We start from the raw sequence: 26,826 nt of genomic DNA, 5'->3' as shown, positions 1-26,826 counted from the left end.
TAAGCTGTGTTTAATAGATTAAAAGTCATACATTTGTATGGCTTATTTTTATTAAAAAATAAGGCGTTTAATTATCTGAATATTTTTATTTTAATTCCTTTTGAAAACAGGGTAATCCACTGGGATAAAGGCGTTTATAAAGGTTTTCACATGTAATGAAAAGTGCTCGTTCACTTGAAAGAACAAAAAATGTTTGTTAAGGTAGGGAACCATAAGCGAAAACAAGAAAATAGAAAAAGTCATTTTTCGAAATTTTGAATGGCTTATGGACTAAGGGAGAGATTTGGTGAAGATTGAAATTATGGTTTCGCTTGCTATTTATATGGCAGGTATGTTGTATATCGGATATTGGTCTTATAAGAAGACATCCGATTTATCAGATTATATGTTAGGTGGAAGGGGACTTGGTCCAGCAGTTACAGCTTTATCAGCTGGTGCTTCTGACATGAGTGGCTGGATGCTAATGGGATTACCTGGTGCGATGTATGCAACAGGATTATCAAGTGTATGGATTGCGATAGGTTTATTAATAGGTGCGTATGCAAACTATTTAATCATTGCCCCGCGTTTACGAACGTATACAGAAGTGGCAAATGATTCAATTACGATTCCAGACTTTTTAGAGAATCGGTTTAAAGATCGTACGAAAATACTTCGTTTTGTCTCCGCTATCGTCATTTTAGTATTTTTCACATTTTATGCGTCGGCTGGTTTAGTTTCAGGTGGACGTTTGTTTGAAAATTCTTTTAACCTTGATTATAAAATTGGTTTATTTGTAACAGTAGGTGTCGTTGTTGCGTATACACTATTTGGTGGCTTTCTAGCCGTAAGTTGGACGGACTTTGTGCAAGGTTGTATTATGTTTATTGCGCTTGTACTAGTGCCAATTGTTGCTTTTACGGATGTCGGTGGTGTAACAGAAACATTTAATACGATTAAGCAAGTCGATGCATCGCATTTAGATATGTTTAAAGGGACCACAATACTTGGTATTATTTCATTTTTAGCATGGGGCCTTGGATATTTTGGTCAACCACATATTATTGTCCGCTTTATGGCAATTACCTCTATTAAAGATTTAAAAACTTCTCGTAGAATCGGTATCGGTTGGATGACGATTTCAATTATAGGTGCAATGCTTACTGGTCTAATTGGTATCGCCTATTATGCTAAAAATAATGCGACACTACAAGACCCAGAAATGGTCTTTGTAACATTCTCAAATATTTTATTCCATCCGTATATTACAGGATTTTTATTATCAGCTATTTTGGCTTCGATTATGAGTAGTATTTCCTCACAATTACTTGTTATTTCAAGTGCAGTAACGGAAGATTTCTATAAAACATTTTTCCGTCGTAATGCAAGTGATAAAGAACTTGTATTTATCGGTAGGCTGTCAGTATTAGTTGTAGCGATGATTGCAGTTGTTTTAGCGTATCATCCGAGTGATACAATTTTAACGCTTGTTGGATATGCTTGGGCAGGATTTGGATCAGCATTTGGACCAGCAATTTTATTAAGTTTATATTGGAAGAGAACGAACAAATGGGGCGTTCTTGCTGGGATGATTGTCGGTGCATTAGTTGTTATCACTTGGGTACAAATTCCAAGTTTAAAAGCGACTATGTATGAAATGGTACCTGGATTCTTCTGTAGTTTATTAACTGTTATCGTTGTAAGTTTATTAACGAAAGAACCCGTTAAGGCAGTTCATCGTGAATTTAATGAGATGGAAGCAGTACTGGAAGAAGAAAAGAAATGATTTGCAAAAAGAGTAAACGATGAATAGCGTTTACTCTTTTTACATGTAAAATGAAAGTAAGGACTTATTGACAATAAAAAATAAGTAACTTATAATAAATCTCGAGTTCGAGATAAATAACATGCATAATGAAGAAATATTATGGTTATAAATCGAACGAATATTTTTTGTAAATTATCTTGAGTTCAAGATAATTTGATAGGTTAGACACCAATAGGTATTTTTGTAATTAATATCTCGAATTCGAGATAAAATTATTATAACGGATTTTACTTTGCAGCATGGACAAAATGAATAATGAATTTAAATGTAAAAGAATTTTTATAATGAAATAAAAAAGGAGTGGAAGAAATGGAAAAGAAAACAATGGGAATCCATCACATTACAGCGATTGTAGGGCATCCACAAGAAAATGTAGACTTTTATGCTGGTGTATTAGGGTTACGTTTAGTGAAACAAACAGTGAATTTTGATGATCCAGGTACGTACCATCTTTATTTTGGAAATGAAGGAGGAAAGCCTGGAACAATTATTACGTTTTTCCCATGGGCAGGTGCTCGTCAAGGTATTATTGGGGACGGTCAAGTAGGAATTACGTCTTACGTTGTACCAAAAGGTACAATGGAGTTTTGGGAAAATAGATTAGAAAAATTCGATGTTTCGTATACAAAAATGACTCGTTTTGGAGAGCAGTATTTAGAATTTGATGATCCGCATGGTTTGCATATAGAATTAGTTGAAAGAGAAGCAGGCGAATTAAACAATTGGAGTTTTGGAGAAGTTACACCAGAAGTAGCAATTAAGGGGTTTGGAGGTGCTGTTCTTTTATCTGCACAGCCTCAAAAAACAGCTGAATTGTTAGAACATATTATGGGTCTTGAAAAAATTGGAGAAGAGGGCGAATTTGTTCGATTCCGTTCTTCTGCTGACATTGGAAATATTATTGATTTGAAATTATCAACAATCGGTCGTGGCCAAATGGGCGTTGGTACAGTTCATCATATAGCCTGGAGAGCGAGTGATGATGCTGATCAGCTAGACTGGAAAGAGTATGTGTCGCGTTTTGGATATCACGTAACTCCTGTACAAGATCGAAATTATTTTAACGCGATTTATTTTAGAGAACATGGTGAAATCTTATTTGAAATTGCAACAGATCCTCCTGGTTTCGCTCATGATGAATCGTTAGAGACGATGGGGGAGGAATTAAAGTTACCGGAACAATATGAACAACATAGAAAACAGATTGAACAAACGCTTTTACCATTTGAAGTGAGAAATTTAGATTAAAGTGATTGAAGGGGGAAAAGGATTATGATGAAACATGTTTTTCAAAAAGGAAAAGATACGTCAAAACCAGTGCTGTTATTACTTCATGGCACAGGTGGTAATGAATTAGATTTACTACCACTTGCAGAAATAGTTGATTCGGAAGCGTCGGTATTAAGCGTTAGGGGAAATGTGTTAGAGAATGGGATGCCGCGTTTTTTCCGCCGATTAGCAGAGGGCATTTTTGATGAAGAGGATTTAATTTTCCGTACGAAGGAATTAAATGAATTTTTAGATGAAGCGGCTAAAGAATATAAATTCGATAGAAATAACATTGTAGCTATCGGTTATTCGAATGGGGCAAATATCGCAGCAAGCTTATTATTCCATTACGAAAATGCATTGAAAGGTGCTGTGCTTCATCACCCAATGGTACCTAGAAGAGGAATGCAATTAGCAAATTTAGCAGGGAAATCTGTGTTTATTGCTGCTGGGACAAATGACCCAATTTGTTCATCAGCAGAGTCAGAGGAATTGAAGGTACTATTAGAAAATGCAAATGCGAATGTAACAATGCATTGGGAAAATCGAGGGCATCAATTAACGATGGGTGAAGTAGAAAAAGCAAAAGAGTGGTATGACAAAGCATTTTAAAAAAAGAAGCATCTGCTAACGATTAGCAGATGCTTCTTTTTTATTTAAGACTGGATTGCAAGATGAGATGAAGAAAGTGGTAGCTCAATATCAACAATCGTACCTTTATTTAATTCGCTTGAAATGTGTAATTTACCATGATGTTCTTCAATTATTTTGTAACACATCATTAATCCTAGTCCTGTGCCTTTTTCTTTTAAACTATAAAAAGGTTCGCCTAGACGGGAGATACGATCTTCTGGAATGCCACAACCTTCATCGATAATTCGTATTAAGATGAAATTATCCTCTAATGGTTTTGTTTGGATGAAAATATTTCCGCCATTTGGCATCGCTTCTATCGCATTTTTTAATATGTTTATAAAAACTTGTTTTAATTGGTTACCGTCACATTGAATATCATATACGTAATCAAAATGATCCATGATGATATGAACGCTATGCATAATTGCAGTCGGTAAAATAAATGTAACTACCTCTTCAATTAAAGTTTGTATGTTACAAGTTTGGATAGATAATACTTGTGGCTTAGACATCGCCATAAATTGACTCGTGATGGATTCCATTTGTGAAATCTCACTTAACATAACATCGATATACCATTTTTGCTCCTCATTTATTTCAGGGAGGAGCAACGTTAGAAAACCTTTTAGAGAAGTGAGTGGATTTCGAATTTCATGGGCAATTCCAGCTGTCAGTTGTCCGACTACTGCGAGCTTCTCAGATTTTCGTAATAACTTTTCAGTTTCTTTTAGCTCAGTAACATCTCTCCCCATCACGATAAGACCTTTGCGAGAACCGTCAGGATGATAAAGCGGGACTTTTGATATACTTAAGATTAGATCGAAATCATCTCTATGTATAATAAATTCCTCGCCATGAAGAATTTGTCTTTGTTGCCATGCTAGTTCATCAATTTCTTCACAATGTAAAAAAGCTTCTCGGTATGCTTCATTATATTGAATGAGTTCGCTATCTTTTTTCCCGTGGTAAGGTACATGATGGAAATTGAAGCAAGAAAGTGCGTAGTCATTTGCCTCAAGCCAGCGCCCTTCATGATCTTTAAAAATAACAAACGCAGGCATGGAGTTTACTAATGTACGCAATCTCTTCTCACTTTCTTTTAGCATATTCTCAATTCTTTCTGATTTTTCAAGCGGCTTCATAATAGCATATACGCCAGTAAGACGATTTTGAACAAAAATAGGAACTAGTTTTGTCACAACATCTAATAAGAATCCATTTTTATGATAAATAGATAAGATATACTCTTGTTGATTATCCGCTTCAGTATTCTTTATATTTTGTAATACTTGCTCAGAAATATGGGCTTCTAAAATAGAGGTAATATTTTTCTGTTCTAATTCTAAAGAAGTGTAACCTAATATTCTTTCGGCAGAAGGATTTATATGTAGAATAACTCCTTCTAAATTTAATGAAATAATACTATCAGGATTGTGTTCGAACAGAGATGCGTACATTTCTGTTAATGAACGATCTTGTATATGGTTTCGCAAACGTCTAGAAATGTTCGGATGACGTTTTTTTTGAGTTGGTGAATATTTTTTACGACTCATAATAGTTCCTCCGTACAAATAGCATCTAAAAAGATTTGTCTATTCATAACTATAATATAGATGTAATGTGTATTTCTATAAAAAATGGAAGTTATAGAATAAATTTTGTTTTTTTTATTTTTTGCAAGGTGAATGCAGGATGGTAATAAGGGGAGCTTATATTGTTTTATAAACCTTTTGTAAGTTACAGACGGTTGTTTTCCGTATAACATTAGGGTAGAGGAGGGGGAGAGAAAATGAAAAATTATATTCAAGGGATTGATCACGTGCAAGTAGCTGCACCTGTAGGGTGTGAAGAAGAGGCGCGTGATTTTTATGGGAATACGATTGGTATGGAAGAAATTCCAAAGCCAGAAGAGTTGAAAAAACGAGGTGGATGTTGGTTTAAATGCGGAAATCAAGAAATCCATATTGGTGTCGAGCGGAACTTTACACCAGCTAAAAAGGCTCATCCAGCTTTTTATGTGAATGAAATTAATGAATTTAAGCAAACACTTATAGAGCAAGGTGTTAAAGTGATTGATGATTATGCAAGGCCAGATGTAATTCGATTTTACGTGTCAGATCCATTTGGAAACCGAATTGAATTTATGCAAAATAAAGACTAGGTGGATTCCCACCTAGTCTTTAACTTCTTCTGAAAAGTCCTAACACTTCTACAGTTTCTGTAATATTAACGAATGCATTCGGGTCGATTTCAGAAATTGTTAGTTTCATACTTGCTAATTCTTCACGAGAAACGACGGTCATAAGTACACGCTTTTTCTCGCTTGAATAAGCACCTTCGCCATCAAGTAACGTTATTCCACGTACAACAGTTGAAAGAAGTTGTTTTTTCATTTTTTCTGCTTCATTTGTTACAATCATAAGTGTAACTTTACGATGTTTTGTATGAACAGCATCAATTACTTTACCAGTTACATAAATTGAAAGTAAGCTTGTAAGTGCAACATCCCAGGTGAAGAAGAATCCTGCGATTATTACAACGACTGCATTTAAAATAATAAGGAATCCGCCAAGTTTAATGTCTCGCTTGCGGGATAAAAGCATACCGATAATATCAAATCCACCAGTGGATCCATTACAGTTAAAAACAAGACCAATACCAGCTCCGGCGATTACACCTCCGAAGATAGAAGATAACAATGGATCTGTTGCTACGACTTTTACTGGAACGTAGTATAATGCAACAGATAATACAACTACAGAGACAACTGTGTTAAAAATTACTTTTTTTCCAAGACCTATGTACCCTAAAATAAGGATAGGTAAGTTTAATACAAAGTTAATAATGCCTGTGTTTACAGGGGTTACAATCCCTAAAATAATAGCAATTCCGCCAATTCCACTACTTAAAATTTTGTGGGGGATAAGGAAAAGATTAAAGGCAACCGCAATAATAATAGAACCGATAATAACACCAAGGAATCTGACCATTTCTTTCCCGTCCTTCACTGAAAAATTCATATTATTTCAAGATTATATATGATATTGAAAGTTTTGGGTAAAAACAGTTTATTTAGGTAAATTAGATTAATCAAAAGAATTTGAGTATTTTATCATTTGAAAGGGGATACAGTTGTGAAGATAAAAACATATCAACAGAAAAGCCCGTTGAAGCAAGAATGTGAGGATTCTTATTTTTGTAATAAAGAAAAAAAGATTTATGGTGTATGTGACGGTGCAACACCACTTGTCCCGTTTCGTGATGAAAAGGGACATAATGGAGCATACATCGCTTCGCATTTATTTGCAAGTTATTTTACTGCATTACGAGAGAATCATAGTTTACAATTTGCAGTTGCCAAAGCAAATGAAGTATTGCAAAGCAAAATGTTAGAATATGAAGTAGACACGAGAAAAAAAGAGCATTTGTGGTGCACATGTATCGCGGCAGTCCAAATAGTTGGTGAGAAAATTGAATATGCGCAGCTTGGGGACTGTATGATTGTCGCAACTTTTCAAAATGGAACGATGCAAGTATTAACGAAAGACACAGTTGAAGGAATTAGTAAAAGAGCAAAAAAGAAGAGGGAAGAAGATCGTAAAAAAGGGTTATCTGTACCAGAAGAATATGTTTTTCAAGATGTTCGAGAACAGTTAAAATACAATCGTTATCTTGCAAATATGCCAAATGGTTATTCAGTTGCAAATGGAATGAAAGAAGCGATACATTATTTACAACATGGTGAATTACATACAGATGAAGTGAGTGGGATTTTTATTTGTTCAGACGGGTTATTTCACCCAGATTGGTCATTAGAACAAACTGTTGCATATATAAGAAAGAATAGTATAAACGAATATATAGCAATTATTGAAGAGCTAGAAGCGGAAAAGAGAATAAGGCCAGATGATAAAACGATTATTATGATTGATTTTTAAGAGGAGGCAGTTCAAATGGAAATTAAACGTGTCAATCTAACATTTCAAGATGAATTAGTTCCTTTAGAAAAAGTAAACAAACTGATTATTCACCATACAGCTGAAGATGGATGGGACGTGTATAAAACGCATGAATTTCATCAAACTGTAAGGGGGTGGAGCGGAATTGGTTACAACTATTTTATCGAAAAGGATGGAACTGTAGTGGAAGGGCGAGGTTTACATATTGGAGCGCACGCGAAAGACCATAACCGTCATACAATTGGAATATGTATGACGGGAAATTTCGATAAATACGATCCCACTCCCCCGCAAGTGAATGCATTATATTCTTTATGCAAAATGTTTATGAAGCAATTTGCTATAAAGAAAGAAAATATACTAGGTCATAGGGAGTTAGAAGGAGTTACAAAAAGCTGTCCTGGTAATCGTTTTTCTATGGTAGAGTTAAGGAAGATATTATCTTAAATATAGAGGAGTAACAACGATGATGAATATAAAAATACCAAATGATAAAAAAGAAGAGCTTGTAGCGCAAATTCAGCAATTTTTCATGGAAGAAGATCTAGATGAAATTGGGCGTTTCCAAGCAGAGCGTTTAATAGAAGAAATGATTAAATTAGTTGGACCATTTGCATACAATCAAGCAATTGGAGATGCAAGAAAGCTTGTAAGTGAGAAATTAACGAATATGGAAGAAGATTTATACGTGTTAGAGAAAAATGAAGGGAAATAAAAAAAGAGCCGATGGGCTCTTTTTTATTTTTCTTTCTTATGTTCCTTATATTCATGTACTTTTTCTTTCACATTACCAACTGTATCTTTAGCAGTGCCTTTCACCTTATCCCATTTTCCTTCAGCTTGTAATTTTTTATTGTCAGTTACTTTCCCAACAACTTCTTTTACTTCACCTTTTACCTTATCAATGGCACCTTCTACTTTTTCTTTTAAACCATGATCATGTTTAGTCATACATTTCTCCTCCTTGTAGTTTGATTAGAATTCTCTTTTCATATTGCAAGTTGAATGATGTATCTAGTAATAGCGTAACAAATCTAGTTTGAATATTCAAATGATTAATAGGATAGAAAAGGAATTGTCATAAAATGTTTAAAAATGTAACGGAAGGAGAAATAAAGTAAATTATAATATGTCTTTTGCGGTCCATATTGATTTTGTATAAGCGATTTTCATGTGAGCACGTTCCATGTTATTTTGACTGCCGCTACCGAACCTTGCTTGTCCAACTATTAAAGTACAATTGGATTCAATAGCTTTCTTAATTCGTTTTTGAATTAATGCAGTATGACAGCCTTTACGCTGAAATTCTGGCAAAGTAGCAGAAGCAGCTAATGATGCGACACCCTTATTTATATACAGGACACCAATACCAGCAGGGATATTTTGGACTTCAGCTATGAAAAAATGCCACCCTGGTTCATTGTAAAGAATTTCATTATTTTGGCGCACACTATCTTTTGTAAAGGATGGCATATTAAATCCACGTACATAAATGTCTGCAAAAATATCAAACTCATTTTCTTTTAGTTTTCGTATTGTAATATTAGAAGGAAGAAGTGATGAACCCTCTCTCGGTATACTATACAAAGCAGTATGGAAGCTAGATTGATAAAACCCTTTTTGAGATAAGTATTGAAATAATTCAGTTGTACCTTGTGCTGGGGTAATTTCAAAACGACAAGGGATTTGTAGTGATTCATAATAAGAAATGATTGCATCAATCGCATCTGCATTTGTAATACCTTTTACCGTATTAAAAGCTGGACCAGCAATTATTTTTGATGAAAAGGCAGTGGCGCTACCGAATTTTTTCATTTGCACTTGCATTGGGTTTCCGTTTATTGTTTGTAGTCTCTCTAATCTAGAAGAGAGCATATCAATTTCTGCATTTTCAATTTCTGTTGCTATATCGAGTGTCATAACAGTAGTCATAAAATTCCTCCGTTAATAAATATATTTCATAGTACATATACGATTTTTGTTTTGAGATTCCTGTTGAAATGTGAGAGAATAAGAGGTTTTTTGGAAGGGAAATGGAAGTGAGCTGTCGAAGGGAGTGGAAACAGATTAAAGGTGGTGCTCTCATGAAACAAAAAACCGTGCAGACATGCTCTAATTGTGGTTCTCAAAACATAGGAGAAGGTGAGTTTGTCGGATATGCACAAATACGGAAAAAGGAAACGATGTTCACATCTTCACCGGTGGATGCTTATATTTGTACAGATTGCGGGAATATCCTTCTATTAAAAGTACGACATTATGAAAAGTTTAAGCAGAAGCCGTTATGATCATTGAGAAATGGTCATATCCAACGTTGTATACGAAACGACTTATGTTAAGGAAAACGAATATGAGTGATAGTTTACATATATATGAGTATGCTACAGATAAAGAGATGACAACTTTTACTGTATGGGATGCTCATCGATCGTTATGTGACACATATAACTATGTAGAAGAGATTGTGGGGCAATATAATGAAGGGCAAGTAGCACCTCTTGGAATTGTATTAAAAGAGGAGAAAAAACTTATAGGTACGTGTGGATTTATAAAATATGATTTGGTCACACATACAGCAGAAATTGCATACGCCTTATCTCGAAAATATTGGGGAAGAGGATTAGCCACGGAGGCTGCATTAGCTTTTTTCTACTATGGTTTTCATGAGTTGCATCTTAATAGTATTGAAGCGGGATGTGATTCAGAAAATGAAGCATCTGAAAAATTAATGAAACGTTTGAATATGGAGTACAAATATACAATTCAGAAGGATATGTTTATTAAAGGTAAGAATCGCGATACAAAAAGATATTGTATATCTAGAGAAGGATATATGAATCAATGAAATATCTTACATTGAAAAACTCCTTTAAATGAATCAAGGAGTTTTTTTATTTTGATAACAACAAATCGGAGTTTATCTTTTTGTTCGTGTGTTAGGAGTATGGGAGATATATCGAATTTTAGTAGAAAATAAGGAATACAGTAATCGTTTTATTTTTAAACTGAAAAAGAAAGTAAGAAAAAAGGTAGATAGTTTATCGTTCTGAATTATTTCCAAAGAAATAATTCAGAAAATACAGAAAAATGTCGTAATCATTTGCGGAAGTCTGTTATAATAAACGAAAAAATGAAAACGCTTTAAAGGGGGATGTAACCAATATGATGATGAATGTACCGCTAACAATTAGTTCTATGATGGAAAGAGCAGAAAAGTTATTCTCAAAGAAAGAAATTGTTTCTCGTACACATGATACCATTACGACATTAACGTATAAGCAGCTAGGAGAAAGGACGAGAAGACTTTCTAGTGCGTTAAAAAAGCTTGGGATTAAGGAAGGCGAACGTGTAGGAACGTTAGCGTGGAATCATCATCGACATGTGGAGGCGTATTTTGCTATTCCTGGTATTGCTTCCGTTTTACACACAATTAATATTCGTTTATCTCCTCAACATATTTCATACATTATTCAGCACGCAGAAGACCGAATTCTACTTATAGATGAAGATCTCGTACCGCTTGTTGAAAATATTCAATCACAATTATCAACTGTACAAGCTTACATTATTATGACTGATAAAGATGAACTCCCAAACACTACGCTGAAGCCTGTATATCATTATGAAAAGCTATTAGAAGAAGGCGATCCCAATTTCCAATTTGTAAAAGATATTGATGAAAATACACCAGCTGGTATGTGTTATACGTCAGCGACTACAGGAAATCCGAAAGGTGTTGTATATACGCATCGTAGTACTGTACTGCATTGCATGGCACTCGGTTTAGCGGATACAGCTGCTTTATCGGAAAGTGACGCGGCGATGGCAATTGTACCGATGTTCCATGTGAATGCTTGGGGACTTCCTTTCGCTGCTACTTGGTTTGGATCAAAACAAGTTCTTCCAGGACCGATGTTTACGCCGAAAATTTTATTAGAAATGATCCAATCTGAAAAAGTGACGTTAGCTGCCGGTGTGCCGACAATTTGGCTTGGTGTATTACAAGAGTTAGAAAATAATAGTTATGATTTATCTAGTATGACGAGAATACTATGTGGTGGTGCAGCCGCACCGAAAAGTGTTATTAAAGCATTTGAACAGAAACACAATGTTCCTTTCATCCATGCATATGGTATGACCGAAACAAGCCCACTCGTAACACTTGCACGTTTAAAAAGTTATGAAACAGAATTATCGTATGAAGAGCAATTAGAAATTAGATCAAAGCAAGGGTATCTTGTCCCTGGTGTAGAGATGAAAGTAGTCGGTACAAATGGTGAAGTGAAGTGGGACGGTACGGAGATGGGAGAACTATGTTTACGAGCACCTTGGATCGCTGAAAGCTATTATAACGATGATCGTACTGTCGAAGGTTTTCGCGATGGATGGTTATATACTGGTGATGTTGTCACAGTGGATGAGGAAGGTTGCGTGAAAATTGTTGACCGTACGAAGGATGTTATTAAAAGCGGGGGAGAATGGATTTCTTCGGTCGATCTTGAAAATGCTTTAATGGCACATGATGCTATATTTGAAGCGGCTGTCGTTGCAGTTCCTCACCCTCAGTGGCAAGAGCGACCAATTGCCTGCGTTGTTCAAAAGAAAAATAGTACGGTTACAAAAGAAGAAATATATGAGTTTTTAAAACCACAGTTTGCGAAGTGGTGGTTGCCAGATGATATTGTCTTTATGGAAGAAATACCGAAAACATCTGTTGGGAAGTTTTTAAAACAGGCGCTTCGGAAAGAACTGGAGCATTTGCATAGAGAGAAATAAGTGAACTTCTATTTGTAAACTCTAATACATTAATGGTTGACAAAAGAAGAATGGAAAGATAATATGATTTTTGTGATATGTTACCTAAAATGAATTTTAAGTTTACAAATAGGAGAAGCAAATATGAATACAAAAAACTTAGTTTTTGTCGCTTTATTTAGTTCTATTATGGGAGTGTTAGGGTTAATACCTCCGATTGCTCTTTCTATTACACCAGTTCCAATTACATTGCAATCACTCGGTGTTATGCTTGCGGGTGGGTTGTTAGGATCACGTCTAGGTGCGTTAAGTCAGCTTATTTTCTTACTTATTGTAGGAGTTGGAGCACCATTGCTTGCTGGTGGACGCGGTGGCCCTGGTGTATTTGTTGGACCAAGTGCAGGATATTTACTTGGTTACATCATTGGGGCGTTTGTTATTGGTTATTTAATTGAGCGTTTACGTGAAGTTTCTATTATAAAAGTATTATGTATTAATATAATTGGTGGTATTTTCGTAGTTTATGTATTTGGTATTACTGTACAAGCGTTCTTAATGGATGTTTCTGTATGGGAGACAATGAAAGTGAGTGCTGTGTTTTTACCAGGGGATTGTATAAAAGCAATTATTGCGGCAGTTCTCGTAACAAAATTACATCGTTCATTGAAACATATTATTACGCCCGCTTTAAAGAATGGAAAATATACAAATGCGGGATGATAAAGGGAAGAAACACGTTAATTGCGTGTTTCTTTTTATTATTATTGTAAAGAAAGGACGTCTCATATGGGGATTACAAAAGAATATAAAAAGCATGCCTCTTTACAACCAAATAAAATAGCGATAAAGGAAAATGATAGAGTTTTAACATATAAAGAGTGGTTTGAATCAGTTTGTAAAGTAGCGAGCTGGTTAAATGAAAAAAATCGAAGAATAAAACGATAGCAATCCTATTAGAAAATCATATAGAGTTTTTACAACTATTTTCTGGTGCCGCTATGGCCGGGTGGGTTTGTGTTCCGTTAGATATAAAGTGGAAACAAGATGAGCTCAGAGAAAGAATTGAAATTAGTAATCCGGATATGATTGTGACAGAACGATATAAGGTGAATGATCTATTGGATGAAGAAGGAAGAGTAATTGAAATTGATGAGTGGAAAAGAATGATAGAGAAATATCTTCCTACATATTCCACTGTAGAAAGTGTACAACATGCTCCTTTTTATATGGGATTTACATCAGGATCAACAGGAACAGCAAAAGCATTTTTACGTGCACAGCAATCGTGGGTTCATAGTTTTGATTGTAATGTACATGACTTTCATATGAAAAGGGAGGATTCAATTTTAATAGCTGGGACGCTCGTTCATTCTCTTTTCTTATACGGGGCAATAAGTGCATTATATGTAGGACAAACAGTGCACATTATGAGAAAGTTCTTTCCAAATCAAGTATTAGATAAGTTAGAAACTGAAAATATATCAGTTATGTATACAGTTCCGACAATGCTTGAATCTTTATATAAAGAAAGTAGATTAATAGAAAATAAAGTGAAAATTATTTCGTCAGGAGCGAAATGGGAAGCTGAAGCGAAAGAAAAAATAAAGAATATATTTCCTTATGCGAAAAGATATGAATTTTATGGTGCATCAGAGTTAAGTTTTGTAACAGCACTAGTCGATGCAGAAAGCGAAAGAAGGCCAAATTCAGTAGGAAAACCTTGTCATAATGTGCAAGTTCGAATATGTAATGAAGCAGGCGAAGAAGTACAAAAAGGTGAAATAGGAACTGTTTATGTGAAAAGTGATCAGTTTTTTATGGGATACATAATAGATGGGGTTTTAACACGGGAGTTGAATGCAGAAGGTTGGATGACAGTGCGAGATGTAGGCTATGAAGATGAAGAAGGCTTTATATATATTGTTGGTAGAGAGAAGAATATGATTTTATTTGGAGGAATCAATATTTATCCAGAAGAAATAGAAAGTGTATTACATGAACACCCAGCTGTTGATGAAATAGTTGTAATTGGTGTGAAAGATAGTTACTGGGGTGAAAAGCCCGTCGCGATCGTAAAAGGAAGTGCTACGAAACAACAATTAAAGAGTTTTTGCTTACAGAGATTATCCTCTTTTAAAATACCGAAAGAATGGCATTTTGTAGATGGAATACCTTATACAAATAGTGGGAAAATCGCTCGTATGGAAGCAAAAAGTATGATTGAAAACCGGGAGAAAATATATGAATAGAGCAGTCATTGTAGAGGCGAAAAGAACACCTATTGGTAAGAAGAATGGGATGTTAAAAGAGTATGAAGTTCAGCAATTAACAACGCCGCTTCTTACGTTTTTAAGTAAAGGGATTGAGAGGGAAATAGATGATGTCATATTAGGTAATGTTGTTGGGCCAGGAGGGAATGTTGCGAGACTATCTGCTTTAGAGGCGGGACTTGGCTATCATATTCCTGGTGTAACGATTGATCGGCAATGTGGTGCTGGTTTAGAAGCAATTCGAACTGCGTGTCATCTCATTCAAGGCGGGGCAGGTAAGTGTTATATCGCCGGGGGAGTAGAGAGTACAAGTACGTCACCTTTTCAAAAAAGAGCACGATTTTCACCTGAAACAATTGGTGATCCTGACATGGGAGTAGCGGCTGAATATGTTGCAGAACGTTATAACATCACGAGAGAAATGCAAGACGAGTATGCTTGCCTCAGTTACAGACGAACACTGCAAGCATTAGAAAAAGGATTTATATATGATGAAATATTGTCTTTTAATGGAGTATTAGATGAATCTATAAAGCTAGAAATGAATTATGAACGAATGATTAAAAGAACAAAACCTGCATTTTTACAAAATGGTACAGTAACGGCGGGGAATTCATGTGGTGTAAATGATGGAGCATGTGCCGTTCTTGTAATGGAAGAGGGGCAAGCCCGAAAATTAGGATACAAGCCTGTACTTCGTTTCGTTCGTAGTGCTGTAGTGGGAGTGGATCCCAAGCTTCCAGGGACTGGTCCGATATTTGCGGTGAACAAATTATTAAACGAAATGAATGTAAAAGTAGAGGACATCGATTATTTTGAAATAAATGAAGCATTCGCCTCAAAAGTTGTTGCTTGCGCAAAAGAGTTACAAATTCCGTACGAAAAAGTAAATGTAAATGGTGGAGCAATTGCGCTCGGTCATCCGTACGGTGCATCTGGTGCTATGCTGGTAACACGTTTGTTTTATCAGGCTCAAAGAGAGTCTATGAAATATGGAATTGCTACATTAGGAATTGGAGGCGGGATAGGGATGGCGCTATTATTTGAGAAAATAGAAGACTAGCGAGGTAACTAGTTTTCTACTTTTTGAGGAACATAAACATTACTACCAGGCTTCGCTTTCATTTCGTTCCAAGCAGCAATCGCATCAGCTTTTGCTTTCCCTTTATTATTTGGATCTTCGAAAAAGTCACGAGTAAAGCGATTGTATTCAAATTGTGCACCGATAGTTGTTTTGTATGTAGGGTCTTTTTTTCGTTCGTTTTCTTCATGCCAAAAAGCTATCGCGTCTTCATATGTTTTTCCAACATTCTCTTTGAAAAATTTTTGAAGAGCTACTGTAAAGCTGAAGTTTGTTCCGATTTTTTCTTTGAAAAAAGCACGAACATCTTCGCTACAGCGGTGATTGTTAGTAATAATCGTTTGAAGAGAAAGGTCTTTATAGGATAGGGAAGCTTTACTCACCTTTTGAACAGAGCTGTTTTTTAATATTTTACCAGTAGTTAAATAATGTGAGATACAATCGGTTATTTCGATCTTAGAGCCACTAGCTGGCAACCCATTCTCACGACAAAATGTTTGGAGTTCTGCTTTTAGCCAATAATAGTTTTGGAAATCTTCAATTGATATAGACTTTGTTAAAGGTGGACGCATGAATGTAACAACTACTTTCTTCCATAATTTTCTTCAATTATAAAACATATGTTCTTTTTATGGAAGGGTTAATTTGTAAATATAATGGGAAGAGGAGATTGCATATGGAAAATGTAATGCAAGTTCGTGTTACAGGAATTTTAATTGAAGATGAAAAGGTATTGCTAGTAAAGCAAAAAGTGGCTAATCAAAATTGGTCTTTACCTGGAGGAAGAGCAGAGAATGGCGAAACGTTAGAGGAAGCAATGATTCGAGAAATGAGAGAAGAGACAGGGTTAGAAGTTAACATTCAGAAGCTACTCTATGTTTGTGATAAACCAGATGCTCGCCCGTCTTTATTACATATAACGTTTTTGCTTAAAAGGATTGAAGGTGAAATTATGCTACCTTCTAACGAGTTTGATCATAATCCAATTCATGATGTGCAAATGGTGCCGATTAAAGATTTAAGTCATTATGGTTTTTCGGAAACTTTTATCAATCTTATAAGTGAAGGTTTTGTAAATGCAGGGAGTTATCAAGGTTTGAAACAAAATATAGGTCTGTAAATATAGGGGAAGGATAGCCGTTCGCTATCCTTCATAACATGTTTTAAACTGCTGACTGTAAAGAAGAAACAAGCTGATTTAAAAATTCATCTCCGCTCATAATTGCTTTCCCGCCACCGCGAGCACTCTTCTTATTTCCGCCACCTTTTCCTTCGATTGTAGGAAGAGCGTCTTTTAAAAGAGCATTCATATCGAGTGATACTGATTTTCCGCAAGCGAGAATACATTGTAGTTTGTCATCATTTTCGATGACGAAATACGTAATTGCATGCTCTTGTTGTTCTGTAATAATAGCGGAAAGCTTTGCGATTTCTTGCATAGAACGATTTGTAAATACTTTAGAAATAAGTATGCCGGCATGTATTTCCGTAGGGTGTTGAAGTAGTTCATTTGCCTCTGCAAATAATAATTTTTCATTCATTGTTTGTATTGCTTTTTCGTTTTCTTTTTGAGAAGTAAGCAGTTGCGCCACTTTTGTTGGAATATCAGTTTCGCTACTGTTTAATTGTTTGGAAACATTCTTCATAATTTGTTGTTGCTGCCCTATTAATTTAAGTGTGCGCCAGCCAGCGATAAACGTTAGTCGTATGCCACCTTTATTGCGTTCCCAGCTAAGAACTTGAATAGGACCTACTTCACCAGTACGTTTCGGGTGTGTTCCGCCACAGCCGTTATAATCAAAGTTTTCGATCATAACAACGCGTATATTTTCTGTCATAGTCGGTTCTTTACGAAGGGGCAACGTTTTCGCTTCTTCTAAGTTCATCCACTGGATGCGGATTGGATGGTTTTGAAAAACAATTTTGTTTGCAATTTGTATTGCTTTTTCAACCGTTTCTGCATGAAGATTTTCTGTTTCTAAATCAATTGTTACTGTTTCTTTACCAAGATGGAATCCAATTGTAGGCATGTTAAAATGGTCCCAAAAGGCAGCAGATAAAATGTGCTGAGCCGCATGTTGCTGCATATGATCAAAACGGCGCTCCCAATTGATTTTACCTTCTATGTCTTCTGTATGTAATTGTTCTGCAATGTAATGACGAATTTCTCCGTTTATCTCTTCTACATTGATTACATTGATATCATTTAATGTACCAGTATCATATGGTTGTCCGCCACCTGTCGGATAAAATGCTGTTTCATTCAAAACAACGTATAAGTTACCGTCTTTATCATAATCTTGCTTTATAATTTTAGTAGTAAAGTCTTGCTTATAAGCGTCAGTGTAATATAATTTGTGCTCCAATTTTCTTTCTCCTCTCGCATTAACTAGTTTCATTGTAAAGCAATTGAAATTAGTTTCCTAATATTTCAGAAGAAAGAAACTATTTTTAGAATTTTCTTGCTATAATAAGAAAAAGAAAATGCGGGGGTGGAATGAATATGTTATATGAAAACGGCGTAGATAAACTGCTTAGTTTAAGTAGAAATATTTCCGAATTATATCGAGAATTAAACGAAATGACCCGGATTTTAACGGATTGTAATCGAGAAAGTGTGAAGTTTGATCGATTATATGTAAAAGAGTTACTTTGGAAGAAAGAAGATGTAATAGAGAAATATGACCAGCTACTTGTACAACTTTGTATTAACGAATGCTTTGATCTAAAAAGTGTCATTACAGGGGAATATAAGTATACATATGAAGAAGTAGAAAACATAGTTTTACAATTTAATGAAAAGTATAATGTCGCAATCTTAATTAAAGATGTGTGTAAAGAATTACAGTTCACATATGGAATTGATATGGACATAACGAGAACAACTCGGGTATCAACAGCTCAAGTATAGAAAAAGGAAAAGAAAGCAGATCCTTTGCTTTCTTTTTTTGTGAAAATAGAGAGAGTAGGTTTAACGATGAAGGGGAAGTTACAGCATATTCATCCGCTTGGAATGAGTATTATTTTAGGGACATTGTTTGCTAGGTTTGCAACTTCAATGAGTATCCCTTTTTTAGCGATTTATTTAACGACTGTTAAAGGTGTATCAGCTGGAATGACTGGTGCTATTATCGGAACGAGTGCACTTGTTGGTGTTTTTGCTAGTTTTATCGGAGGGAATTTATCAGATCGATTTGGCCGGAAAACGATTATGCTCTGGTCCATGATCGTTTGGATTTTTGTGTTTATAGGTTTTTCACTTGCGGATCATGTTTTAAGTTTCTTTTTATTAAACGCTTTAAATGGATTATGTAGGTCGTTTTTTGAGCCAACATCAAGAGCATTATTATCAGATTTAACAAAGCCTGAGTATCGGTTACTTGTCTATAACTTACGATACGGTGCAATAAATGTTGGAGTTGCTATTGGACCAATTGTTGGATTACAGATTGGAAGTGCAAAATCAACAATTCCTTTTTTAGTAGCAGCTGGGGTATATATTCTATATACAGCTATATTAGCGTTCCAATTTAAGAAGTATCCAATGGAAAAAAAGAAAGTGAGTACAGAAAAACCTGTTACAATGTTAAATGCAATGCGTATATTGCGAAAAGATATAGTATTTTTAGTTGCTTTAGTCGGTATTATTTTGAGTAATTGCGGTTTTTCACATTTAACGACGACAGTATCTCAATATTTTGCAAATGCACATATATTTGAGGATGGAGTGAAGCTATTCTCATATATGCTCGCTTTAAATGCAATTGTTGTAGTGATTATCCAATACCCTGTTATTCAAATGTGCAAAAAATACACACCATTAGCATCCATTATGGTTGGAACTTTATTTGTGAGCGGAGGATTGTTTGGATTTGGAGTAGTAGAATCTATGCTAGGTGCTGCCGTCTGTACAATTATTTTTACAATTGGAGAAGTCTTAATGTTTTCAATGACGGATGTATTTATTGATGATATTGCTGTTGCGCATCTAAAAGGAACATACTTCGGTGCGATGGGTTTCTCGGGAATTGGAGCAGTAATAGGTCCGTGGTTTGGAGGAGTACTTCTCGATTACTACGGGTACCAAAATGGGTTTGCAATATTTTCAGCACTAGCTATATTTTCAACTGTGGCATTTCCTGTGCTTTTAGTTACAAAAGGTTTATCGAAAAAAAGATATGATAGAAATTCTAATATAGAAATGCATGCGAAATAACATAAGCCCCAGTAACCAACTGGGGCTTAGTGTGTATTATATTAACTCTTAATTTGAAAAAAGAACTTTCTTTTCATGCTTATCAGCAACTTCATTTTTGGAAATATGAATGGCTAAATATCCATTTTCTAAGCAGGCTAGCATCTTCTTATAAATAATATTATCGGGTAAAGGAATGATCCGCTGTAAAGAAATATTATTATGAAGTATGCAAATGGTTAGGCCTGTCTTCATCTTTTTAATGACTACATTTTGTTCAGTTACATTTGGTACATCTGTTTCCAAAATGTATTCTTGTTCCGTTTCGCAAAGGTCAATATGAATTTGATTTGGGAAACTAAAGTTACTACAAGAGTCAGAACAAAATTGATCCATCCATTCTTCGAAACCATCAACATGAAAAAGACAATCCTTCTTTTTCTTGCCCATGTAAGACACCCTCCGTAAAATCTCAATTCATACTATGTTATGCATGAATGAAGTAGGGGTGAAGAATAAATGGAAAAATATAAACATTGTATGTGGAAAAGATAGCTAGTGTGCACTTTTTGTTTTACATATCATGATGCGCATGATGTTTTTGGCGTGAATGGTTACGGTTTTTTACTTTATGAGATCCGCTTAATGGTTCAGGTTGTCCTTTTTTTTCTTTCGCTTCACGATTGTTTTTTCCCATTGTATGTGACACCTCCTCTTCCTCTTTAGAATGAGAGAAGTTTGCAAATTTATACGAGAATGTTTTTAGAAAAAAAGGTAAAGATAAATGGGACTAACTATTATGGAAAGGGGATTATATAATGCCATATCATAAAGATAAACAACAAGCGTTCCAAGCAGCTCAGCAAGGTGTTACACAAGCAGAAAATGCATTTAACAACATTGTAAAAAATGATCCAAACTACGGTCATGATTTAAAAGAATTACGCCAAGAGGTTCAGGAAGCGTATGAACAAATTCAAAATGCACTAGAAGTAGCTTCAGAAACACAACGCCCACAACTTGAGCAATACGAAAATAACCTTCAAAATATTATGCAGCATGTAGATCAATTAGAAAAGTAAATGAGGTTGTTGTGTATTCGACAACCTCATTACTTTAACGAATATTATGCTAAAACAGAAAATTTTTCTACTCGTTTTTTCTTTATTATGCGTAGTACATATATTTCAAGTTGAAAAAGTGGAAGCGAAAATGTTGCTCAGAAAAGAGCTAGAACCAACTGGCTATGTAACATGGGAAGTACCTAATAATGAAAAGATTATTGCTATTACATTTGATGATGGACCGGATCCAACTTATACACCACAAATTTTAAATTTATTACGTCAATATAAAGCAGAAGCGACATTTTTTATGATTGGATTTCGGGTTCAGCGTAATCCATATTTAGTGAAACAAGTGTTAAAAGAGGGACATGAAATTGGAAATCATACGATGAATCATTTGTATGCGAGTAATTCATCAGATGAAAAATTAGAAAATGATATTTTAGATGGAAAGAAATTTTTCGAAAAATGGGTGAAAGAACCTTTGCTATTCCGTCCACCGGGTGGATATATTAACGATGCTGTATTTAAAACAGCGAAAGAAGCTGGTTATCAAACTGTTCTATGGTCGTGGCATCAAGATCCACGTGATTGGGCAAATCCAGGGGTTGAATCCATTGTAAATCATGTAGTGAAAAATGCAAAAAGTGGTGATATTGTATTGTTACATGATGGGGGAAATAATCGTAGTCAAACAGTAGCAGCGCTAGCAAAAATTTTACCTGAACTGAAAAAGCAGGGCTATCGATTTGTAACGGTTTCGGAATTACTACGTTATAAACATTAGAAAAAATCCCAAAAGGTGAATGCTCCTTTTGGGATTTTTCGTTACTGGTTCTTTTTGCGTTTCTTATTATTTTGTCGTTCTGCAGCAGTTAAGTTTTCATTTGCAAACTCTTCGTTATAACCAGCACCTTGTCCTTGTGCAGATGCCGCATTCATTCCTGAAATAGTATGATTTGCTTTTCTTTTACCCATTTTATTTCACCTCTATAACTTTTTTTGTAAGTTGCATGATGAGCAGTTCATAGTATGTATGAACTGTAAAGAAAGCGCTAATAGAGCACTTTACTTTATGGTAATAGTATTCATAAGGAACATGAACACTATTCAAATTTAGAAGCATAAAGAAAACTTATGATAATCTATAAGTTTCTTATTATTTACTTATTTAGAAAGTTGTAATAAGATATTATCGTAAGGTATTGAAAAGTTTGTCTACATTTTATATTCAGACAACTTAGTCACGTTTAACAGGGGGGAAACATAATGGTCAAACATAATCCATTTCAATCACGCGCAACTTTTGAAGTAGATGGAAAAACGTATCATTATTATGATTTGAAAGCGCTTGAAAACGCAGGGGTTGGCAACGTATCTCAATTACCATATTCCGTGAAAGTTTTACTTGAATCAGTACTTCGTCAAGTAGACGGACGTGTAATCACAGAAGAGCATGTTACAAATTTAGCGAAATGGGGAACGAAAGATGTGCAAGATATCGATGTTCCATTTAAACCATCTCGTGTAATTTTACAAGATTTCACTGGTGTTCCAGCTGTTGTTGATTTGGCTTCGCTTCGTAAAGCAATGGCAGACATGGGTGGGGATCCTGATAAAATTAATCCGGAAATTACTGTAGACCTTGTAATCGATCACTCTGTACAGGTTGATAGAGCGGGTACGGCAGACGCGCTTGCATTCAACATGGACTTAGAGTTTAAACGTAATGAAGAACGTTATAAATTTTTAAGCTGGGCACAGAAATCATTTGATAACTACCGCGCAGTTCCACCAGCTACAGGTATTGTACACCAAGTAAACCTTGAATATTTAGCACCAGTTGTTCACGCGGTGAAAAATGCTGAAGGTGACTTAGTTGCATACCCAGATTCATTAGTTGGAACAGACTCACATACAACAATGATTAACGGTATCGGCGTTCTTGGTTGGGGCGTTGGTGGTATTGAAGCAGAAGCAGGAATGCTTGGACAGCCTTCATACTTCCCAGTACCTGAAGTAATCGGTGTAAAATTAACTGGTACACTTCCAAGTGGTACTACAGCAACTGACGTTGCATTAAAAGTAACACAAGTATTACGTCAAAAAGGTGTAGTTGGTAAATTCGTTGAGTTCTTCGGTAATGGACTAAAGAGCATGCCTTTAGCTGACCGTGCAACAATTTCAAACATGGCACCAGAATATGGCGCAACTTGTGGATTCTTCCCAATCGATGATATTTCATTAGAATACTTACGTTTAACAGGTAGAGATGAAGAACAAATTCGCGTTGTTGAAGAATACTGTAAAGCGAACGGCTTATTCTATACAGCAGACAGCAAAGATCCAATTTACACTGATCTTGTTGAAATTGATTTAAATACAATTGAATCTAACCTTTCTGGACCGAAACGCCCACAAGATTTAATTCCACTTTCAGATATGAAAGATGCGTTCCACAAAGCTGTTGTAGCACCAGTTGGAACACAAGGACTTGGATTTAATGAGCAAGAGTTCGATAAAGAAGTGAAGGTTACATTAGAAGATAAAGAAGTAACGATGAAAACAGGTGCAATTGCAATCGCAGCAATTACAAGCTGTACAAATACATCAAACCCATACGTATTAATTGGAGCAGGTCTAGTTGCGAAGAAAGCAATTGAAAAAGGACTTGTAGTACCTGAGTACGTAAAAACATCATTAGCACCAGGATCTAAAGTTGTTACTGAGTACTTAGATAAATCAGGTTTAACAACATATTTAGACCAATTAGGTTTCCAAACAGTTGGTTACGGCTGTACGACTTGTATCGGTAACTCTGGTCCATTAGCGCCAGAATTAGAAGAAGCAATCGCAGCAAACGACTTATTAGTAACATCTGTTTTATCTGGTAACCGTAACTTTGAAGGTCGTATTCATCCACTTGTAAAAGCGAACTACTTAGCATCACCACCACTTGTTGTGGCATATGCACTTGCAGGTACTGTTGATATTGACCTGAAAAATGATGAAATCGGTAAAGATGCAAATGGTAATGCTGTTTACTTCAACGATATTTGGCCATCAGCTAAAGAAATTGAAGATGTAGTTCAAAGCGTTGTTACATCTGAGCTGTTCAAGAAAGAATATGCACAAGTATTTAATAGCAATGAGCGTTGGAATGAAATCCAAACTTCAAACGAAGCTTTATATACTTGGGATAATGATTCAACATACATTCAAAACCCACCATTCTTTGAAGGTTTATCTAAAGAACCAGGTGAAGTTGAAACGTTATCAGGCTTACGCGTAGTTGGTAAATTTGGTGACTCTGTAACGACAGACCACATTTCACCAGCAGGTTCAATCGGTAAGCACACACCAGCTGGACGCTACTTATTAGAAAACGGCGTACAACCAGTTGACTTTAACTCTTACGGTTCTCGTCGTGGTAACCATGAAGTTATGATGCGTGGTACATTCGCGAACATCCGTATTAAAAACCAAATTGCACCAGGAACAGAAGGCGGATATACAACATACTGGCCGACTGGTGAAGTAACATCAATCTATGATGCTGCTATGAAATATAAAGAAGATGGCACAGGTCTTCTAGTTGTTGCTGGTAAAGATTATGGTATGGGAAGTTCTCGTGACTGGGCTGCGAAAGGTACTAACTTATTAGGTATTAAAGCAGTAATCGCAGAAAGCTTCGAACGTATTCACCGCAGTAACTTAGTGTTAATGGGTGTATTACCACTTCAATTTAAAGATGGCGAAAGTGCTGAAACGTTAGGTCTTGTTGGTAACGAGTCATTTGAAATTCAAATCGACAAATCAGTTAGACCACGTGATCTTGTAAAAGTAGTTGCAACTGATTTAGATGGCAACGAAAAACAATTTGAAGTAGTAGCTCGTTTCGATAGTGAAGTTGAAATTGATTACTACCGTCACGGTGGTATTCTGCAAATGGTTCTTCGTGAGAAAATTGAAGAGTCAAAAGTGTCAAACTAAATAATTGAAATGAACGAGAAGGAAGCTAACAACTGTTAGCTTCCTTATTTTATGGAAAGGGATGAAACCATTTGGTTTCATCCCTTTCTTTTTACTGTGAAAAAATGGAGGAAACGTCATGAAAGAATATAAAAGAATTTTGTTACCGTTACAGAAAGAAAAAATATTAGTAATAGCAGCTGTATGTAGTGGGCTTTTTGCAGCGATTTTAAATTTATCTCGGCCACTATTCATGGGACTAATTGTAGATAATTTGATTCAACGGGAGTTGAAGGGAGCATATTTTTACATTACTTTGTTTACAGTTTGCCGCTTGTTGATGTGGGTGAACAACCTCTCATTTGATTATATAAGCTCAAAAGCGAGTCAGCGAATATTACGAGAGAAGCGTATAGATGTATTGCGCCATTTTTTCCTATTACCGTTTGAAGAGAGTGAGAAAATTAAACAAGGAGAGTTAGAGACGCTAGTTGTATCTGATATTCCGAATTGGATTAGGTTATATAGTTCTATATTAATAGAATATATACATGCCATTGCGCAATTTATAGGTGCGTTCATAGCACTACAACATATAGATATACAGTTCATATTGTGGATAACTCCGTTTTTATTTTTAAGTGCAACAGTTCCGATGTTGTTTGGGGAAAAGGTAAGAAATATCGCAAGCATTGCTCAAAAAAATCAGTCAAGTGTCGTAGAGATGGTGTCACAGTTTGTAAAAGGAGTACAAGATTTACGTAGTTTACAAAAAGAAAAATGGGCAATTCGCTTATTTAAAAGAGTAACGGCACAATCGTATAAATCGGAAGTAAAGAAGACGATGATGCAACATTGTATTGGAGTAGTTGGAACGGTGATTGAAACAGGAGCATATATCCTTGTTCTCATTATAGGTGCACAAAAAATAATGAGGGGAGAAATAGAAGTTGGTTCACTCATTGCAGTGTTAGCGACAATTGAGATGCTCTTTTTCCCTGTCCGTTATGTAGGCGATTTATTAATAATGACACAAGTTGCAGTCGCTTCGGCAAATAGAACTTTTTGCTTTTTAAATAAACGAGCAGCAGATAACAATGTAGAAAGAGCGATGGGTATCAGGATAACAAATGTTTCATTTCAGGAGAATGACGAAGAGAAATGCAGAATTCGTAATATTGATTTGCAAATTCGTCCTGGTGAACTCGTTATTATTGTGGGAGAAAGCGGTGCAGGAAAAACAACGCTTTTAAAGTTAATAACGGGCTTGTATAAACCATCTAACGGTAGCATTGCTTATTATGGTAATGAAGCTCGTATGACTACAGTTTGGCAAGAACCACGTTTTTTCCGAACGACGGTAACAGAGAATATGTATTTCGGGGAAGAGTGTTTAGAAAATCAGTTAGAAAAAAATAGTGAACTTATAAATGTAACGCCGATTATTAGAGGGTTACCTGAAGGGAGTCAAACTGTGCTACATAAAAGCGGTGAAGAGCTTTCAGGAGGCGAAAGAAAACGTCTCGCATTATTGCGAGCGATTGTATCAAATCCAACTCTTATTATTTTAGATGAACCGACGGCTGGGTTAGATCCAGGCAATCAAGAACTGGTTTGGAATATAATTGAAGGAATAGGGAGAAATGTAACGAGAATTGTGGCAACACATGATGTAGAGAGAGCGATGATAGCAGATTGTGTTGTTGTCATAAAGAATGGGACTATTGTGGAATGTGGGAATCCTAGAGAATTATTAAATTGCAACTCATTGTACAAAGAGTTGCAAACAAAAAGATAAGAGATATGTAATGCCCT

Annotated in this window: 28 protein-coding genes and 2 pseudogenes; 21 read left to right on the top strand and 9 right to left on the bottom strand. The window is 35.6% G+C overall.

Features of this window, described 5'->3' with window-relative positions; genetic code table 11:
- The first annotated feature begins 286 nt into the window (after positions 1-286).
- From putP to C3Y97_RS18465, 3 genes are all read left to right on the top strand, one after another.
- Entirely contained in the window at positions 287-1,765 is a 1,479-nt protein-coding gene (gene putP / locus C3Y97_RS18475; protein ID WP_000687591.1) for a sodium/proline symporter PutP, read from the top strand.
- Positions 1,766-2,116: 351 nt separating this feature from the next.
- Complete coding sequence (locus tag C3Y97_RS18470) at positions 2,117-3,055, top strand: ring-cleaving dioxygenase (RefSeq protein ID WP_000412739.1); 939 nt, start codon at positions 2,117-2,119, stop codon at positions 3,053-3,055.
- Between the two features lie 24 nt (positions 3,056-3,079).
- Positions 3,080-3,688, top strand: a complete 609-nt coding sequence (locus tag C3Y97_RS18465; RefSeq protein WP_000975492.1) for an alpha/beta hydrolase — start codon at positions 3,080-3,082, stop codon at positions 3,686-3,688.
- A 44-nt stretch (positions 3,689-3,732) separates the two neighbouring features.
- On the opposite strand, the gene C3Y97_RS18460 is transcribed toward C3Y97_RS18465, so the two are convergent.
- On the bottom strand, positions 3,733-5,265 hold the full coding sequence (locus C3Y97_RS18460; RefSeq protein WP_000087650.1) for a BA3702 family sensor histidine kinase: 1,533 nt from the start codon (positions 5,263-5,265) through the stop codon (positions 3,733-3,735).
- Between the two features lie 236 nt (positions 5,266-5,501).
- Between C3Y97_RS18460 and C3Y97_RS18450 the strand changes: the two genes are divergently transcribed.
- Complete coding sequence (locus C3Y97_RS18450; protein WP_000800772.1) at positions 5,502-5,873, top strand: VOC family protein; 372 nt, start codon at positions 5,502-5,504, stop codon at positions 5,871-5,873.
- Positions 5,874-5,892: 19 nt separating this feature from the next.
- Here C3Y97_RS18450 and C3Y97_RS18445 read toward each other — a convergent pair whose 3' ends face one another.
- Positions 5,893-6,702 carry a YitT family protein gene (locus C3Y97_RS18445; RefSeq protein ID WP_000251344.1) on the bottom strand — a complete coding sequence of 270 codons (810 nt, stop codon included), beginning with the start codon at positions 6,700-6,702 and terminating at the stop codon, positions 5,893-5,895.
- Between the two features lie 126 nt (positions 6,703-6,828).
- On the opposite strand from C3Y97_RS18445, the gene C3Y97_RS18440 reads away from it, so the two are divergent.
- The 3 genes from C3Y97_RS18440 to C3Y97_RS18430 are packed head-to-tail and all read left to right on the top strand — an operon-like array spanning position 6,829 to position 8,386.
- On the top strand, positions 6,829-7,650 hold the full coding sequence (locus C3Y97_RS18440) for a protein phosphatase 2C domain-containing protein (protein WP_002026192.1): 822 nt from the start codon (positions 6,829-6,831) through the stop codon (positions 7,648-7,650).
- A gap of 15 nt (positions 7,651-7,665) precedes the next feature.
- The gene (locus C3Y97_RS18435; protein WP_000404002.1) at positions 7,666-8,118 is read left to right on the top strand and encodes a peptidoglycan recognition protein family protein; all 453 of its coding nucleotides are present in this window, start codon (positions 7,666-7,668) and stop codon (positions 8,116-8,118) included.
- 19 nt (positions 8,119-8,137) lie between these two features.
- Positions 8,138-8,386, top strand: coding sequence for a DUF2164 domain-containing protein (locus tag C3Y97_RS18430; RefSeq protein WP_000981066.1), 249 nt, complete (start codon positions 8,138-8,140; stop codon positions 8,384-8,386).
- Between the two features lie 23 nt (positions 8,387-8,409).
- Here the strand turns inward: C3Y97_RS18430 and C3Y97_RS18425 are convergent, their stop codons facing one another.
- Together C3Y97_RS18425 and C3Y97_RS18420 are read right to left on the bottom strand one after the other, a co-directional pair.
- Positions 8,410-8,622: a CsbD family protein gene (locus tag C3Y97_RS18425; protein WP_000160410.1), complete on the bottom strand. Its 213-nt coding sequence runs from the start codon at positions 8,620-8,622 to the stop codon at positions 8,410-8,412.
- Positions 8,623-8,793: 171 nt separating this feature from the next.
- A complete protein-coding gene (locus tag C3Y97_RS18420; protein ID WP_100655023.1) occupies positions 8,794-9,603 on the bottom strand; it encodes a GNAT family N-acetyltransferase in 810 nt (269 codons plus the stop codon).
- A 152-nt stretch (positions 9,604-9,755) separates the two neighbouring features.
- Here C3Y97_RS18420 and C3Y97_RS18415 point away from each other — a divergent pair, with 152 nt between their 5' ends.
- The 7 genes and pseudogenes from C3Y97_RS18415 (at position 9,756) to C3Y97_RS18385 (ending at position 15,759) form a co-directional block, all read left to right on the top strand.
- Entirely contained in the window at positions 9,756-9,959 is a 204-nt protein-coding gene (locus C3Y97_RS18415; protein ID WP_000810948.1) for a hypothetical protein, read from the top strand.
- Entirely contained in the window at positions 9,956-10,516 is a 561-nt protein-coding gene (locus C3Y97_RS18410) for a GNAT family N-acetyltransferase (RefSeq protein WP_136363605.1), read from the top strand. Before C3Y97_RS18415 ends, C3Y97_RS18410 begins: the two co-directional genes overlap by 4 nt.
- Before the next feature lie 64 nt (positions 10,517-10,580).
- A pseudogene (locus C3Y97_RS18405) lies at positions 10,581-10,721 on the top strand (helix-turn-helix domain-containing protein); the annotation flags it as partial.
- Positions 10,722-10,833: 112 nt separating this feature from the next.
- The gene (locus C3Y97_RS18400) at positions 10,834-12,447 is read left to right on the top strand and encodes a long-chain fatty acid--CoA ligase (RefSeq protein WP_000980172.1); all 1,614 of its coding nucleotides are present in this window, start codon (positions 10,834-10,836) and stop codon (positions 12,445-12,447) included.
- Positions 12,448-12,570: 123 nt separating this feature from the next.
- Entirely contained in the window at positions 12,571-13,146 is a 576-nt protein-coding gene (locus C3Y97_RS18395; protein ID WP_100655024.1) for a biotin transporter BioY, read from the top strand.
- Between the two features lie 66 nt (positions 13,147-13,212).
- Positions 13,213-14,675: pseudogene (locus C3Y97_RS18390) on the top strand (acyl-CoA synthetase).
- Positions 14,668-15,759: an acetyl-CoA C-acyltransferase gene (locus tag C3Y97_RS18385; protein WP_100655025.1), complete on the top strand. Its 1,092-nt coding sequence runs from the start codon at positions 14,668-14,670 to the stop codon at positions 15,757-15,759. The pseudogene C3Y97_RS18390 and the gene C3Y97_RS18385 overlap by 8 nt, the downstream one beginning before the upstream one ends.
- An 8-nt stretch (positions 15,760-15,767) precedes the next feature.
- Here C3Y97_RS18385 and C3Y97_RS18380 read toward each other — a convergent pair whose 3' ends face one another.
- A complete protein-coding gene (locus tag C3Y97_RS18380; RefSeq protein ID WP_001247728.1) occupies positions 15,768-16,349 on the bottom strand; it encodes a DUF6434 domain-containing protein in 582 nt (193 codons plus the stop codon).
- Positions 16,350-16,453: 104 nt separating this feature from the next.
- Here C3Y97_RS18380 and C3Y97_RS18375 point away from each other — a divergent pair, with 104 nt between their 5' ends.
- On the top strand, positions 16,454-16,897 hold the full coding sequence (locus C3Y97_RS18375; protein ID WP_100655026.1) for an NUDIX hydrolase: 444 nt from the start codon (positions 16,454-16,456) through the stop codon (positions 16,895-16,897).
- 43 nt (positions 16,898-16,940) lie between these two features.
- Here C3Y97_RS18375 and C3Y97_RS18370 read toward each other — a convergent pair whose 3' ends face one another.
- Positions 16,941-18,143, bottom strand: coding sequence for an alanyl-tRNA editing protein (locus C3Y97_RS18370; protein ID WP_149287933.1), 1,203 nt, complete (start codon positions 18,141-18,143; stop codon positions 16,941-16,943).
- A gap of 137 nt (positions 18,144-18,280) precedes the next feature.
- On the opposite strand from C3Y97_RS18370, the gene C3Y97_RS18365 reads away from it, so the two are divergent.
- Positions 18,281-18,688 (top strand): hypothetical protein, encoded by a 408-nt coding sequence (locus C3Y97_RS18365; RefSeq protein ID WP_000965149.1) that lies wholly within the window; start codon positions 18,281-18,283, stop codon positions 18,686-18,688.
- A 66-nt stretch (positions 18,689-18,754) separates the two neighbouring features.
- Positions 18,755-19,993, top strand: coding sequence for an MDR family MFS transporter (locus tag C3Y97_RS18360; RefSeq protein WP_000676811.1), 1,239 nt, complete (start codon positions 18,755-18,757; stop codon positions 19,991-19,993).
- A 48-nt stretch (positions 19,994-20,041) separates the two neighbouring features.
- Here the strand turns inward: C3Y97_RS18360 and C3Y97_RS18355 are convergent, their stop codons facing one another.
- The gene (locus tag C3Y97_RS18355) at positions 20,042-20,422 is read right to left on the bottom strand and encodes an Hsp20/alpha crystallin family protein (RefSeq protein WP_000516748.1); all 381 of its coding nucleotides are present in this window, start codon (positions 20,420-20,422) and stop codon (positions 20,042-20,044) included.
- A gap of 124 nt (positions 20,423-20,546) precedes the next feature.
- Positions 20,547-20,669 carry a small acid-soluble spore protein P gene (locus tag C3Y97_RS18350; protein ID WP_000517649.1) on the bottom strand — a complete coding sequence of 41 codons (123 nt, stop codon included), beginning with the start codon at positions 20,667-20,669 and terminating at the stop codon, positions 20,547-20,549.
- A gap of 121 nt (positions 20,670-20,790) precedes the next feature.
- Here C3Y97_RS18350 and C3Y97_RS18345 point away from each other — a divergent pair, with 121 nt between their 5' ends.
- Both C3Y97_RS18345 and pdaB read left to right on the top strand, forming a co-directional pair.
- Positions 20,791-21,054, top strand: a complete 264-nt coding sequence (locus C3Y97_RS18345; RefSeq protein ID WP_001146294.1) for a hypothetical protein — start codon at positions 20,791-20,793, stop codon at positions 21,052-21,054.
- 46 nt (positions 21,055-21,100) lie between these two features.
- Positions 21,101-21,826 (top strand): polysaccharide deacetylase family sporulation protein PdaB, encoded by a 726-nt coding sequence (pdaB, locus tag C3Y97_RS18340; protein WP_136363603.1) that lies wholly within the window; start codon positions 21,101-21,103, stop codon positions 21,824-21,826.
- A 41-nt stretch (positions 21,827-21,867) separates the two neighbouring features.
- Here pdaB and sspO read toward each other — a convergent pair whose 3' ends face one another.
- On the bottom strand, positions 21,868-22,017 hold the full coding sequence (gene sspO, locus C3Y97_RS18335; RefSeq protein ID WP_000518051.1) for a small acid-soluble spore protein SspO: 150 nt from the start codon (positions 22,015-22,017) through the stop codon (positions 21,868-21,870).
- Between the two features lie 291 nt (positions 22,018-22,308).
- Between sspO and acnA the strand changes: the two genes are divergently transcribed.
- Entirely contained in the window at positions 22,309-25,032 is a 2,724-nt protein-coding gene (gene acnA, locus C3Y97_RS18330; RefSeq protein WP_000238564.1) for an aconitate hydratase AcnA, read from the top strand.
- Between the two features lie 118 nt (positions 25,033-25,150).
- On the top strand, positions 25,151-26,809 hold the full coding sequence (locus C3Y97_RS18325) for an ABC transporter ATP-binding protein (protein ID WP_033695656.1): 1,659 nt from the start codon (positions 25,151-25,153) through the stop codon (positions 26,807-26,809).
- Positions 26,810-26,826: the final 17 nt, after the last annotated feature.

Source organism: Bacillus sp. DU-106 (assembly GCF_004799705.1).
GTDB classification, from domain to species: domain Bacteria; phylum Bacillota; class Bacilli; order Bacillales; family Bacillaceae_G; genus Bacillus_A; species Bacillus_A cereus.
Note: the sequence above shows the minus strand (reverse complement) of the source record. Positions and strands in the feature narration are given on the sequence as shown.